Below are 13,068 nucleotides of genomic sequence, written 5' to 3'. Positions count from 1 at the left end.
GCGGGCGGCTCAGCCGGCCGGCGGCGTTTCCAGGGCGGTGGGCCCGCTGATTCGGTAGATGCCGATCTCACCTAACAGATTAGGCCAAATACGGCTGGCCCAGCCGTGGCGATGGTCGCGGTCGACCGCCAGGCGCTCCTGGATGCTGGCGTGCTGCGCGTGGCACAGGCGCTCGAAGTCCTCGAAGGTGCAGAAGTGGATGTTCGGCGTGTTGTACCAGGTGTAGGGCAGGAAGTCGGAGACCGGCATGCGCCCCTTGCTGGCCAGGTACCAGCGGCAGCGCCAGTGGCCGAAGTTGGGGAAGGTGATGATGCAGGTGCGGCCGACCCGCAGCATCTCCGCCAGGACCCTGTCGGGGAAATGCAGGGCCTGCAGCGACTGGGTCATCACCACCACGTCGAAGCTGTCGCTGGCGAAGTTGCCCAGGCCCTCGTCGAGGTTCTGCTCCACCACATTGACGCCGCGCTCGATGCAGCGGGCGATCTTGTCCGGGTCGATCTCCAGGCCGTAGCCGCTGACCGCCTTGTGTTCGCCCAGCCAGGCCAGCAGTTCGCCGTCGCCGCAGCCGAGGTCGAGCACGCGGCTGCCGGCGGGAATCCACTCCTGGATGATGTCGAGATCTGCACGCATGGCGGGGTTACACCTGGATTCGGTTCATATAGCTGGAAAAGGCCTGCAGGTAGCGCGGGATCGGCATGAGGAAGGCGTCATGGCCCTGGGGCGCGTCGATCTCCAGGTAGCAGACGTTCTTGCGCGCGGCCATCAGTGCGTCGACGATCTCCCGCGAGCGCGCCGGGGAAAAGCGCCAGTCGGTGGTGAAGGCCATGACGCAGAAGTCGGCGCTGGCCTTGGCCAGGGTCTTGGCCAGGTCGCCATCGTGCTCGGCGGCCGGGTCGAAGTAGTCCAGGGCCTTGGTCATCAGCAGGTAGGTGTTGGCGTCGAAGCGCCCGGAAAACTCCTCGCCCTGGTAGCGCAGGTAGCTCTCGACCTGGAATTCGACGCTGTGGAAGTCGTAGTTGAGCTTCTCGCTCTTCAGGCCGCGGCCGAATTTCTCGCCCATGGCGTCATCCGACAGGTAGGTGATGTGGCCGACCATGCGCGCCAGCATCAGGCCGCGCTTGGGGATCACGCCCTGTTCCTGGAAGTGCCCGCCGTGGAACTCCGGGTCGGTGAGGATGGCCTGGCGCGCCACTTCGTTGAAGGCGATGTTCTGCGCCGACAGCTTGGGCGCCGAGGCGATCGCCAGGCAGTGGCGCACCCGCTCGGGGTAGCTGATGGTCCACTGCATGGCCTGCATGCCGCCGAGGCTGCCGCCGATCACGGCGGCCCATTGCGCGATGCCCAGGGCGTCGGCCAGGCGCGCCTGGCTGTGTACCCAGTCCTCCACCGTCATCACCGGGAAGTCCGCGCCATAGGGCTTGCCCGTGGCGGGGTTGAGGCTCGAGGGGCCGGTCGAGCCGTTGCAGCCGCCGAGGTTGTTCAGGCTGACGACGAAGAACTTGTTGGTATCGATGGGCTTGCCCGGGCCGATGCAGCTGTCCCACCAGCCCGGTTTGCGGTCGTCCGGGCTGTGATAGCCGGCGGCATGGTGATGGCCGGACAGGGCATGGCAGATCAGCACGGCGTTGCTGCGTGCCTCGTTCAGCCGGCCATAGGTCTCGAAGATCAGCTGATAGTCGGCCAGGCTGCGCCCGCACGCCAGCGCCAGGGGCGCGGCGAACTGCAACACCTCGGGCGTCACCAGGCCAACGGAATCTGGGGGAAAGGCAGTCGGCATCGACCCTGCTCGCGAAATGGGAAGAAAAAAACGAAGGGCAGCAGTCTAAAGAGCGCCGCCCCCTGCGGCAAGCACAGGGGGCGCAGCGCCGTTGGCTATTCGGCGGCGCCGAGCGCGCGCCGGGCACCCGGCAGGCTGACCACCTTGCCCTGGCGCTGGATCGGCGCCGGTCGGCGCAGGGTGCGCAGCATCTCGCCGGCCTGGGCCAGCTGCTGCTCCAGTTCGCCGCGGTAGTGCGCCAGTTGCTGGCTGCGCTGGCGGCTCTGCTGGGTTTGCTGGGCCAGGGCCTTGAGGCGCAGCATGTGGGTTTCCAGCAGCTGCTTGTGCTCCAGGGTGTGCTGCATCAGCGGCAGCAGCGCGTCGCCGGCCCATTGCTCGGCTTCCTGGCGCAGGCGCTGGTGCAGGCCGATGACCTCCTGCACCAGGGTGGCGAAGAAGCGCCGGGTCAGGCTGCGCTGTTCGGTGAGCAGGGTCTTGAGGTGCAGGCGGAACTGGTCGGCCTTGGCCTGCTGCTGCTTGAGCTCGCGCAGGTAGCGCTGGACGTCGAACTGCGGCGCGTCGACGCCGTGCAGCGGGTTCTCCTCGTTGTGCCGGCGGTAGATGGCGGCGACCATGCGGTTGGCCATCTCGGCCTCGTGGGACAGGCTGTGCAGGTCGCTCTCCACCGAGCGGAAGAAGTGCAGGATGGCCTGGTTGATGCCCAGGGTGGTCCAGCTGCCGGTGAGGTTCTTGCGCACCTTGTTCAGGTGCTCGTCGAGGCGTTCCGGCCGCGCGGCGGCACGCAGCAGGTCGCCCTGGCGCTTGAGCAGGCGCTGGTTGGTCTTCAGGCCGAGCAGGCGGCGATGGTGCAGGCCGTGATCCTCCTTGGTCTTGGCGGTCAGCTCGAAGAGCATCTGGCCGTTGTCCTGCTGGTGGCTGCTGAGCAGGGCCTGCTGTTCGTTGACCTTCTCCAGGCGCAGGTTGAGCACATGCTGGCTGTTCTGCACCAGCGCCAGCACCTGGTTGACCACGCGCTCCTCGATCAGGCGTTCCTTCTGCCTGACGATGCGTTCGCAGAGCAGGGTTTCCAGGCCGCTCATCTGGCTGCGGGCGAGCAGCGCCGAATCCTTGCGCACCTTGGCCAGCAGCGCCTGCTTGGCCGAGAGCGGCAGCACGTCCTCGCCCTTGATGCCGAGCTGCTTGGCGGTGGTGGACTGGATGCGCGCGATGGCCTGCTGGACGAAGGCGTCGCCGGCCAGGTCGTCCCATAGCACATCGATCTTGTTGAGCACGGCGAACAGGCTGGTCTGGGTGTCGTCGTCGAGCTGGCGAATATGCTGCTGCCAGATGTCCATGTCGCTGGCGGTGACGCCGCTGTCCGCCGACAGCAGGAAGATGATCGCCTGGGCGTTGGGCAGCATCGACAGGGTCAGTTCCGGCTCGCTGCCCAGGGCGTTGAGGCCGGGCGTGTCGAGGATGCGCAGGCCCTGGCGCAGCAAGGGGTGGTCGAAGTTGACCAGGGCGTGGCGCCAGGCCGGCACCAGCACCTGGCCTGGCTTGCCGGTGCGCTCCAGCATGTCCGGGTGGAAGCCCAGCTGGATCGCCTGCTCCACCGGCATCGGCTTGGTTCGGGCGACCTGGATGAAGGCCTGGACCATGTTGTCCGGGTCGCTGGGGTCCAGCGGTATGTTCACCCAGTGCCGGGGGATGCGCTTGAACTGCGAGACATTGGCCTCGGACAGGCGCGTCTCGATCGGCAGCAGGCGGATATAGGAGCGCTCCGAGCGCGGGTCGAAGAACAGCTCGGTGGGGCACATGGTGGTGCGCCCGGCCTGCGACGGCAGCATGCGCTGGCCGTACTCGGAGAAGAACAGGGCGTTGATCAGTTCGGTCTTGCCGCGGGAGAACTCGCCGACGAAGGCCAGGGTGATATGGTCGGTGCGCAGCAGGCGCAGGGCGCGCTCGAGCTTGGCCTCGACGGCGTCGGAAATCAGCCGGTTGGTCACCAGCCAGCTGCGATAGCGGGTGATCTCGCGCATCAGTTCGCGCTTCCAGGCGACGTAGGCATCGACCTGTTGACTGAGACGTTCCATGCTCATCCGGGCGTTCCTCTCGGTAGCGCATCCTTGGAAAGCGGCCACGGCGCAGGTCTCATCCGGGCCATCGGAGTATCCGTTGCGGTGTTCTGTGGCTGTCGTCGTGCTCGGCGCGGCATGCCAGCCTGGCGGGCATTATGCGGGTCCCGCCGCATGCGTCAATCGGCCCGCGTCACAGTCCCGCCTTGTGGTCGCCCAGGCCGGTCGAACGGTCGGGTCTGGTTCGGGAAGCAGGCCAGGGCCCGCGCCGGACGTGCCGGCGCGGCGCGCGAGGCCGGTCAGATCGCCAGGCTGAGTCCGCTATACATACCGGTCATCATCGCCAGGTTGCGAATCACCAGCATGTCGATCAGGTTGAGCGCCAGGAAGGCGACGATGGGCGACAGGTCCAGGCCTCCCAGGTTCGGCATGAAGCGGCGGATCGGCGCCAGCAGCGGTTCGCACATCTGGTTGATCAGCTCCACCGCCGGGTTGTGGCTGCCTTGGGCGACCCAGGAGAGGATCACGCTGATGATCAGGGCGAAGAAGAACACCTTGAGGAACAGCGCGGTGACGCCGATGATCGACCAGACCAGCAGTTGCAGCGGGTTGCCGACGCCGTAGCCCATCAGCATCAGGGTCAGGGTCATCAGCAGCAGCTGCACCAGGATCGCCAGCACCAGCGAGGCCAGGTCGAGGCCGGCGAGGCCGGGGATCACCTTGCGCAGTGGCTTGAGCAGCGGCTGGGTGGCGCGCACGATGAACTGGCTGAGCGGGTTGTAGAAGTCCGCGCGCACCAGTTGCAGGATGAAGCGCAGCAGCACCACCAGCAGGTACAGGCTGCCGAGGGTCTGCAGGATATACACCGCAGCGGTATCGAGTCCGATCATCATGAGCTCCTTATTGACCAAGCTGTTCGGCCAGCTCCGCCGAACGGCGGGCGGCGGCATTCAGGGCCTGTTCGACCAGGGTTTCGAAGCCGCCGGCCTGGAAGGTCTTGATGGCCGCCTCGGTGGTGCCGGCCGGGGAGGTCACGCGGCGGCGCAGTTCCGCGGCGTCGACGTCGCTGCTCACCGCCATGCGCGCGGCGCCGAGCGCGGTGTGCTCGGCCAGCTGGGCGGCGGTCTCGCGGGGCAGTCCGAGCTTCTCGCCGGCGGCGGTCATCGCCTCGATCAGCAGGAAGAAATACGCCGGGCCGCTGCCGGATACCGCGGTGACCGCGTCGATCAGTCGTTCCTCGTCCAGCCACATGACCAGGCCGACCGCGCCGAGCAGGCGCTCGGCTTGCTGGCGCTGTTCGTCGGAGACCCGGGTGTTGGCATACAGGCCGCTGACGCCTTGGCGCAGCAGCGCCGGGGTATTGGGCATGCAGCGCACGACGGCGCGCGGCCCCAGCCAGTTTTCCAGGCTGGCGCAGGTGATGCCGGCGGCGACCGAGACGATCAGCTGGCCGGCTTCCAGATGCTCGGCCAGTTCCTGGCAGACACCCTTCATGACCTGCGGCTTGACTGCCAGGACGATGACGTCGGCACCGGCAACCGCATCGGCGTTGGCGGCGAAGGTCTCGATGCCGTGTTCGGCAGTGATCCTGGCGCGCTGCTCGGCGCCGTGGTCGCTGGCGCGAATGGCGCTGGCCGCGACGCCTTGGGCGCGCATGCCGCCGATCAGGCTGGCGGCCATGTTGCCGGCGCCGATAAAGGCGATCTTGGGGTCGTTCATGTGGGCTTCCTTATTCATTGCGAGGGGCGCCGTAGTCGCGGGCGCCGAACAGGGCGGTGCCGATGCGTACCCAGGTCGCGCCCTCGCTGATGGCGGCCTCCAGGTCGTGGCTCATGCCCATGGACAGGGTGTCGAGGTCGAGGTCCAGGCCGCTCAGCAGCTCGCGCACGCGGGCGAATGCCACGCGCTGGGCGGCCGGGTCCTCGGTGGGTTCGGGTATGCACATCAGGCCGCGCAGCTTCAGGCTGGGCAGCCGGGCGACGGCCTGGGCCAGCGCCGGCAGCTCTTGCGGGGTGCAGCCGGACTTGCTGGCCTCGCCGCTGATGTTGACCTGCAGGCAGACATTCAGTGGCGGCAGCTGCGACGGGCGCTGGGCGGACAGGCGCTCGGCGATCTTCAGGCGATCGACCGAGTGGACCCAGGCGAAGTGCTCGGCGATGGCGCGGGTCTTGTTCGACTGGATGGGGCCGATGAAGTGCCAGGTCAGCGCCAGGTCGCCCAGCTCGGCCTGCTTCTCCAGGGCTTCCTGCAGGTAATTTTCGCCGAAGTCGCGCAGTCCGGCGGCATGGGCCTGGCGAACCGCCGCGGCGGGTTTGGTCTTGCTCACGGCGAGCAGGCCGATCGAGGCAAAATCGCGCTGCGAGGCTTGCGCCGCCTCACGGATGCGCGCTCCGACCTTTGCAATATTCTCTGCTATCGTGGACATTACTCGCGCTCTGTAGCCCCGGTCGTTAAGCGTTCGCGGCATTCTACCTGCTTGCTTGTCATTAGGGAGTCCCATGGATATCACTGAGCTGCTTGCCTTCAGCGCCAAGCAAGGCGCGTCGGACCTGCATCTCTCTGCTGGTCTGCCGCCGATGATTCGGGTCGACGGCGACGTACGCCGGATCAACCTGCCGGCCCTGGACCACAAGCAGGTGCACGCGCTGATGTACGACATCATGAACGACAAACAGCGCAAGGACTTCGAAGAATTCCTCGAGACCGACTTCTCCTTCGAGGTCCCAGGGGTCGCACGCTTCCGGGTCAACGCCTTCAACCAGAACCGTGGCGCCGGCGCGGTGTTCCGGACCATTCCGTCCAAGGTGCTGACCATGGAAGACCTCGGCATGGGCGATGTGTTCCGCAAGATCACCGACGTGCCGCGCGGCCTGGTGCTGGTCACGGGGCCCACCGGCTCGGGCAAGTCGACCACCCTGGCGGCGATGCTCGACTACCTCAACAGCACCAAGTACCACCATATCCTGACCATCGAGGACCCGATCGAATTCGTCCACGAGTCGAAGAAGTGCCTGGTCAACCAGCGCGAGGTGCACCGCGACACCCTGGGCTTCTCCGAGGCCCTGCGCTCGGCGCTGCGGGAAGACCCGGACATCATCCTGGTCGGCGAGATGCGTGACCTGGAGACCATCCGCCTGGCGCTGACCGCTGCGGAAACCGGTCACCTGGTATTCGGCACCCTGCACACCACCTCGGCGGCCAAGACCATCGACCGGGTGGTCGACGTGTTCCCCGCCGAAGAAAAATCCATGGTCCGCTCGATGCTCTCCGAGTCGCTGCAGGCGGTGATCTCCCAGACCCTGCTGAAGAAGATCGGCGGCGGCCGGGTGGCGGCCCACGAAATCATGATCGGCACCCCGGCCATCCGTAACCTGATCCGCGAGGACAAGGTGGCGCAGATGTACTCGGCGATCCAGACCGGTGGCTCGCTCGGCATGCAGACCCTGGACGCCTGCCTGAAGGGGTTGGTGGCCAAGGGCCTGGTCAGTCGCGAGAGCGCCCGGGAAAAGTCGAAGAACCCGGAAAACTTCTGATTCATCATGCCCCTCCGCCACCAGGCGCGCGGGGTTCGGGCCAGTGGCGAGTCACGCGCCTCGGCAGCTGGCCCTCGAGTAGGCGCGTGACGCAGATGGGCGAGACAACGCATGGAATTTGAAAAACTGCTGCGCCTGATGGTGGAGAAGGGCGGCTCGGACCTGTTCATCACCGCCGGCGTGCCACCGTCCATGAAGGTCAACGGCAAGATCATGCCGGTCACCAAGATGGCCCTGTCGCCGGAGCAGACCCGGGAAACCGTGTTTGCGGTGATGAACGAGCAGCAGCGCCGGGAGTTCGCCGAGAATCACGAGTGCAACTTCGCCATCAGCGCCCGTGGCGTTGGGCGCTTCCGCGTCAGCGCCTTCTATCAGCGCAACCTGGCGGGCATGGTGCTGCGCCGCATCGAGACCAACATCCCGACCCTGGATGACCTCAAGCTGCCGGAAATCCTCAAGAAGCTGGCGCTGACCAAGCGCGGCCTGGTGCTGTTCGTCGGCGCCACCGGTACCGGCAAATCCACCTCGCTGGCGGCGATGATCGGCTACCGCAACAAGAACAGCAGCGGCCACATCATCTCCATCGAGGACCCGATCGAATACATCCACCAGCACCAGAACTGCATCGTCACCCAGCGCGAGGTGGGCATCGACACCGAGTCCTACGAGGTGGCGCTGAAGAACACCCTGCGCCAGGCGCCGGACGTGATTCTCATCGGCGAGGTGCGCACCCGCGAGACCATGGACCACGCCGTGGCCTTCGCCGAAACCGGCCACCTGTGCCTGGCCACGCTGCACGCCAACAACGCCAACCAGGCCCTGGACCGGATCATCAACTTCTTCCCCGCCGACCGGCAGAACCAGGTGTGGATGGACCTGTCGCTCAACCTCAAGGCCATCGTCGCCCAGCAGCTGATTCCGACCCCGGACGGCAAGGGGCGGCGCGCGGTGATCGAGGTGCTGATCAATACCCCGCTGGCTGCCGACCTGATCCGCAAGGGCGAGGTGCACGAGCTCAAAGCTTTGATGAAACGCTCCACCGAACTGGGCATGCAGACCTTCGACCAGGCGCTGTACAGCCTCTACAGCCAGGGCGAGATCACCTACGAGGATGCGCTGCTGTACGCCGACTCGGCCAACGACCTGCGCCTGATGATCAAGCTCGGCTCGGAGACCGATGGCGATCACCTGTCCCAGATGAGCGAAGGGCTGTCCCTGGAGACCGCGCCGGAAGATCCGGGGCGGCGTTTCCGCTGAGGCCCAGTGGTTTCACCAGCCCGCGATCGCGGGCTTTTTTATCGGCAGGTTACGCTCGGTCTGCCGGGTCATTCGCCGCAAACTGCAGTCGAAGGAGTACGGCATGGACGTGAAGCACGACACCCATAGCAAGGTCATCGGCTATCTGTTGTGGATTTTCGGTTTCCTCGGTTCCCATCGCTTCTATTACGGCAAGCCGGTGACCGGCACCCTCTGGTTCTTCACCCTGGGCCTGCTGTTTATCGGCTGGATCATCGACCTGTTCCTGATCCCGGCGATGGACCGTGAGGCGGACCTGCGCTTCAGTGCCGGGGAGACCGACTACAACGTGGCCTGGATCCTGCTGACCTTTCTCGGCGTGTTCGGTGTGCACCGCATGTATCAGGGCAAGTGGATCACGGGAATCCTCTACCTGCTCACCGGCGGCCTGTTCCTGGTCGGCGTGCTGTACGACTTCTGGACCCTGAACAGCCAGATCTCGCTGAAGAACGCCGAGCGCGGCTGACTCCGTCCGCAAACAACAAGCCCGCCATACGGCGGGCTTGTTGTTTCGGCCGATTGCTTAGGCCTGGTAGCTGAGATGCCCGTCGACCAGGGTGTAGCGCACCGCGCCAGGCAGGCAGTGGCCGATGAAGGGGCAGTTTGCGCCCTTGGAGTACCAGGTTTCGCCGGCGAGGGTCGAGGCCTGCGGATCGAACAGCAGCAGGTCGGCTGGGGCGCCCACGCTCAGGCGGCCGGCCGGCAGGCGCAGGGCGTCGGCGGGGCCGGCGCTCAGGCGCGCCAGCAGCGTCGGCAAGTCCAGCAGGCCATCCTGCACCAGGGTCATGGCCAGGGGCAGCAACAGCTGCGCGCTGCTGATACCTGGCTCGGTGGCGCCGAAGGGCGCCAGCTTGGCGTCCCGTTCATGGGGCTGGTGATGGCTGGCGATTGCCTGGATCACCCCGGCCTTCACCGCCTCGCGCAGGCCTTCGCGGTCGCCGCCAGTGCGCAGCGGCGGCTGCACGTGGTACAGGCTGGAGAAGCCGCTCAGCGCCTCGTCGGTCAGGATCAGCTGGTACAGGGCGACGTCTGCCGTCACCGGCAGGCCGCGGGCCTGGGCGTTGGCGATCAGCTCGGCACCGCGGGCGCTGGTCAGCTGGCTGAAGTGGGCGCGTACGCCGGTCTGCTCGACCAGCAGCAGGTCGCGGGCCAGGGCGACCGTCTCGGCGGTCTCGGGGATGCCGGGCAGGCCGAGGAAGCTGGCGGTCGGGCCTTCGTGGGCCAGACCACCTTCGGCCAGGTCATGGTCCTGGGAGTGGAAGATCACCGTCAGGTCGAAGGTGGCGGCGTACTCCAGGGCGCGGCGCAGGGTGCGGCTGCTGCGGAAGTTGTCCAGGCCGTTGCCGAACGCCACGCAGCCGGCGTCGCGCAGGGCCACCAGCTCGGCGAGCTGCTCGCCGGCCAGGTTCTTGCTCAGGGCGCCGATGGGGAACACCTTGGTGTGGCCGGCCTCGCGGGCGCGGTCGAGCACCAGCTCGGCCACCGCCGGGGTGTCGAGGATCGGCTTGGTCAGCGGCGGGCAGCACAGGCTGGTGACACCGCCGGCGGCGGCCGCGAGGGTCTCGCTGGCGATGCTGCCCTTGCGGCTGTAGCCCGGCTCGCGCAGGGCGACGGACAGGTCGACCAGGCCGGGGGCGGCGACCAGGCCCTGGGCGTCGATGCTCTGTTCGGCGTCGAAGGCGTCCGGCGCCTGGCCGATGGCGGCCAGCTTGCCATCGGCGATGTACAGGTCGGCCAGCCGGTCGAGGCCGCTGCTCGGGTCGATGACGCGGGCGCCGAGGATACGGGTGCGCATCAGTTCTGCTCCTCGGTATTGAGTTGACGTTGGGCGGTCTGCCCGCTCATGGCCATCGACAGCACGGCCATGCGCACGGCGATACCGTAGGTGACCTGGTTGAGAATCACCGACTGCGGCCCATCGGCCACCGCCGACTCGATCTCCACGCCGCGGTTGATCGGCCCCGGGTGCATCACCAGGGCGTCCGGCTTGGCCAGCTTGAGGCGCTGCTCGGTGAGGCCGAACAGGCGGTAGAACTCGCCCTCGCTGGGCAGCAGGCCGCCCTGCATGCGCTCGCGCTGCAGACGCAGCATGATCACCACGTCGACATCCGCGAGGCCCTTGGCCATGTCGCTGAAGACGCTCACCCCGTACTGCTCGATGCCGACCGGCAGCAGGGTCTTCGGCGCGATCACGCGGATGTCCCGGCAACCCAGGGTCTTCAGGGCCAGCATGTTGGAGCGGGCGACCCGGGAGTGGAGGATGTCGCCGACGATCGCCACCGAGAGATTCTCGAAGCCGCCCTTGTGCCGGCGGATGGTCAGCATGTCGAGCATGCCCTGGGTCGGGTGGGCGTGGCGGCCATCGCCGCCGTTGATGATCGCCACATCCGGGCAGACGTGCTCGGCGATGAAGTGGGCGGCGCCGGAGTCGGCATGCCTGACCACGAACATGTCGGCGGCCATGGCCTCGAGGTTGCGCAGGGTGTCGAACAGGGTCTCGCCCTTGCTGGTCGAGGAGGTCGACACGTTGAGGGTGATCACGTCGGCGGACAGGCGCTGGGCGGCCAGTTCGAAGGTGGTGCGGGTGCGCGTGGAGTTCTCGAAGAACACGTTGCACACGGTCTTGCCGCGCAGCAGCGGGACCTTCTTCACCGCGCGGGCGCCGACTTCGAGGAAGGAGTCGGCGGTATCGAGCAGCTCGGTCAGCAGCTCGCGGGGCAGGCCGTCGAGCGAGAGGAAATGGCGCAGCTGGCCTTGGTCGTTCAGCTGCAGCGGGCGCTGGGCGTCAATCGGCGTCATCGCGGGGGGTCTCAGTTGGCGAGCGTCTGGAGTTCGAGGGTGAGCGGCGTAGGGCCGGACAATTTTACCCGCTGATCGGCGGCCAGCGACAGGGTGGCGCCGACCACGTCGGGACGGATCGGCAGGTCGCGGGCGTTGAGGTCGAGCAGGCAGACCAGGGTCACGCTGGCCGGGCGTCCGTAGTCGAACAGCTCGTTGAGGGCGGCGCGGATGGTCCGCCCGCTCATCAGTACATCGTCGATCAACACCAGGTGCTGGCCCTCGATCTCGAACGGCAGCTCGGAGGGTTGTACCTGGGGGTGCAGGCCGCTCTGGGTGAAGTCGTCGCGGTAGAAGGACACGTCGAGCACGCCCAGCGGCGCCGGCTTGCCGAGGGCCTCGAGCAGGGCCTGGGCGACCCAGACACCACCGGTGCGGATGCCGATGAAGCGCGGCTCGCTGATCTGTCGCTGGTTGAGGTGGCCAATCAGCGCGCCGGCCATTTGCGGCAGCAGTTCGGCGGGGGACGGTAGGGGCATGGATAACTCCTTGTGGGCCAGGCCCGAGCTCAGCTCGGGAGGTGTTCGGCCAGCCAGCCTTCGAGTAGCAGCGCGGCGGCCAGGGCGTCGACCGGGCGCTCGCGGTAGCCACCGCTCTGTCCTTGCTGCAGGCGCTCGCCCTTGGCGGCATAGGTGGTCAGGCGCTCGTCGTGGGTGTGTACGGGCAGGTTGAAACGGCCGTTGAGGCGGCGGGCGAATTTCTCGGCACGGGCGCTCATCTCGCTCGGCGTGCCGTCCATGTTCAGCGGCAGGCCGACCACGATGGCGTCCGGCTGCCACTCGCGCAGCAGGGCCTCGACCTTCTGCCAGTCCGGCACGCCGTTCTGCGCCTTGAGCACGCAGAGCTCGCGGGCCTGGCCGGTGATGGCCTGGCCGACGGCGACGCCGATCTGCTTGCTGCCGTAGTCGAAACCGAGCAATAGGCGCAGCGGCTTTGCGCTGGCATCGGCCATCAGGCGTGACCGGCTTGCGAGGTGAGCAGGCTGAGGTCCACGCCCAGGCACGCGGCCGCGGCATTCAGGCGCTGGTCGAAGGGCAGGTCGAAGAGGATGGCGCTGTCGGCCGGGCAGGTCAGCCAGGCGTTGTCGGCCAGCTCGGCCTCCAGCTGCCCGGCTTCCCAGCCGGCATAGCCCAGGGCGATCAGGTACTTGGTCGGGCCGCTGCCGTCGGCGATGGCGAACAGCACGTCCTGGGAGGTGGACAGGCCCAGCTCGCCCAGTTCCAGGGTGGCCTGGAACTGCAGGCCGGCCGGGTGCAGGACGAAGCCGCGGTCGGTCTGCACCGGGCCGCCGGAGAAGATCGGCAGGGCCTGGCAGAGGCTCGGCGGTTCGTCGTCCGGGCGCAGCTGCTCGAGGACGTCGGCCAGGTTGAGGCCGTTGGGGCGGTTGATCACCAGGCCCATGGCGCCTTGCTCGTTGTGCTCGATCAGGTAGATCAGGGTGTGCGAGAAGTGCGGATCGGCCATGTGTGGCATGGCGATCAGGAAGTGGTGCTTGAGGAAGCTCGGGTTGGCGTCTTTCATGCGCGTTAGCTTAAAGCCTGCGGGCGGAGCCTGGAAGCTAAAACGCCAA

At 67.1% G+C, this 13,068-nt stretch carries 14 protein-coding genes; 3 read left to right on the top strand and 11 right to left on the bottom strand.

From position 1 onward, the window contains the following. Positions 1-9: 9 nt before the first annotated feature. The 6 genes from metW to LPB260_RS03850 all read right to left on the bottom strand — a co-directional run bounded on the left by metW (position 10) and on the right by LPB260_RS03850 (position 6,256). Complete coding sequence (gene metW / locus LPB260_RS03875; RefSeq protein WP_208707324.1) at positions 10-630, bottom strand: methionine biosynthesis protein MetW; 621 nt, start codon at positions 628-630, stop codon at positions 10-12. A gap of 7 nt (positions 631-637) precedes the next feature. Then, a complete protein-coding gene (locus LPB260_RS03870) occupies positions 638-1,777 on the bottom strand; it encodes a homoserine O-acetyltransferase (RefSeq protein WP_208707323.1) in 1,140 nt (379 codons plus the stop codon). 95 nt (positions 1,778-1,872) lie between these two features. Then, the gene (locus LPB260_RS03865; RefSeq protein WP_208707322.1) at positions 1,873-3,855 is read right to left on the bottom strand and encodes a dynamin-like GTPase family protein; all 1,983 of its coding nucleotides are present in this window, start codon (positions 3,853-3,855) and stop codon (positions 1,873-1,875) included. A 275-nt stretch (positions 3,856-4,130) separates the two neighbouring features. After that, positions 4,131-4,721 (bottom strand): YggT family protein, encoded by a 591-nt coding sequence (locus tag LPB260_RS03860; RefSeq protein WP_208710035.1) that lies wholly within the window; start codon positions 4,719-4,721, stop codon positions 4,131-4,133. A 10-nt stretch (positions 4,722-4,731) separates the two neighbouring features. Further along, positions 4,732-5,550 carry a pyrroline-5-carboxylate reductase gene (proC, locus tag LPB260_RS03855; RefSeq protein ID WP_208707321.1) on the bottom strand — a complete coding sequence of 273 codons (819 nt, stop codon included), beginning with the start codon at positions 5,548-5,550 and terminating at the stop codon, positions 4,732-4,734. Between the two features lie 10 nt (positions 5,551-5,560). Beyond that, entirely contained in the window at positions 5,561-6,256 is a 696-nt protein-coding gene (locus tag LPB260_RS03850) for a YggS family pyridoxal phosphate-dependent enzyme (protein WP_208707320.1), read from the bottom strand. A 73-nt stretch (positions 6,257-6,329) separates the two neighbouring features. On the opposite strand from LPB260_RS03850, the gene pilT reads away from it, so the two are divergent. The 3 genes from pilT to LPB260_RS03835 all read left to right on the top strand — a co-directional run bounded on the left by pilT (position 6,330) and on the right by LPB260_RS03835 (position 9,126). Then, positions 6,330-7,364, top strand: coding sequence for a type IV pilus twitching motility protein PilT (pilT, locus tag LPB260_RS03845; RefSeq protein WP_208707319.1), 1,035 nt, complete (start codon positions 6,330-6,332; stop codon positions 7,362-7,364). A 111-nt stretch (positions 7,365-7,475) separates the two neighbouring features. Beyond that, the gene (locus LPB260_RS03840) at positions 7,476-8,621 is read left to right on the top strand and encodes a PilT/PilU family type 4a pilus ATPase (protein ID WP_208707318.1); all 1,146 of its coding nucleotides are present in this window, start codon (positions 7,476-7,478) and stop codon (positions 8,619-8,621) included. Positions 8,622-8,724: 103 nt separating this feature from the next. Beyond that, entirely contained in the window at positions 8,725-9,126 is a 402-nt protein-coding gene (locus LPB260_RS03835) for a TM2 domain-containing protein (RefSeq protein ID WP_208707317.1), read from the top strand. A gap of 57 nt (positions 9,127-9,183) precedes the next feature. Here LPB260_RS03835 and LPB260_RS03830 read toward each other — a convergent pair whose 3' ends face one another. Genes LPB260_RS03830 through LPB260_RS03810 form a run of 5 tightly spaced genes read right to left on the bottom strand, consistent with a single transcriptional unit; the run spans position 9,184 to position 13,019 of the window. Further along, a complete protein-coding gene (locus LPB260_RS03830; protein ID WP_208707316.1) occupies positions 9,184-10,455 on the bottom strand; it encodes a dihydroorotase in 1,272 nt (423 codons plus the stop codon). After that, a complete protein-coding gene (locus LPB260_RS03825; protein ID WP_208707315.1) occupies positions 10,455-11,459 on the bottom strand; it encodes an aspartate carbamoyltransferase catalytic subunit in 1,005 nt (334 codons plus the stop codon). Before LPB260_RS03825 ends, LPB260_RS03830 begins: the two co-directional genes overlap by 1 nt. Positions 11,460-11,470: 11 nt before the next feature. Then, a complete protein-coding gene (gene pyrR, locus LPB260_RS03820; protein ID WP_208707314.1) occupies positions 11,471-11,977 on the bottom strand; it encodes a bifunctional pyr operon transcriptional regulator/uracil phosphoribosyltransferase PyrR in 507 nt (168 codons plus the stop codon). A gap of 29 nt (positions 11,978-12,006) precedes the next feature. Then, positions 12,007-12,450: a Holliday junction resolvase RuvX gene (gene ruvX / locus LPB260_RS03815; protein WP_208707313.1), complete on the bottom strand. Its 444-nt coding sequence runs from the start codon at positions 12,448-12,450 to the stop codon at positions 12,007-12,009. Further along, entirely contained in the window at positions 12,450-13,019 is a 570-nt protein-coding gene (locus LPB260_RS03810; protein WP_208707312.1) for a YqgE/AlgH family protein, read from the bottom strand. Before LPB260_RS03810 ends, ruvX begins: the two co-directional genes overlap by 1 nt. Positions 13,020-13,068: the final 49 nt, after the last annotated feature.

The organism is Pseudomonas sp. LPB0260, assembly GCF_013388395.1.
Note: the sequence above shows the minus strand (reverse complement) of the source record. Positions and strands in the feature narration are given on the sequence as shown.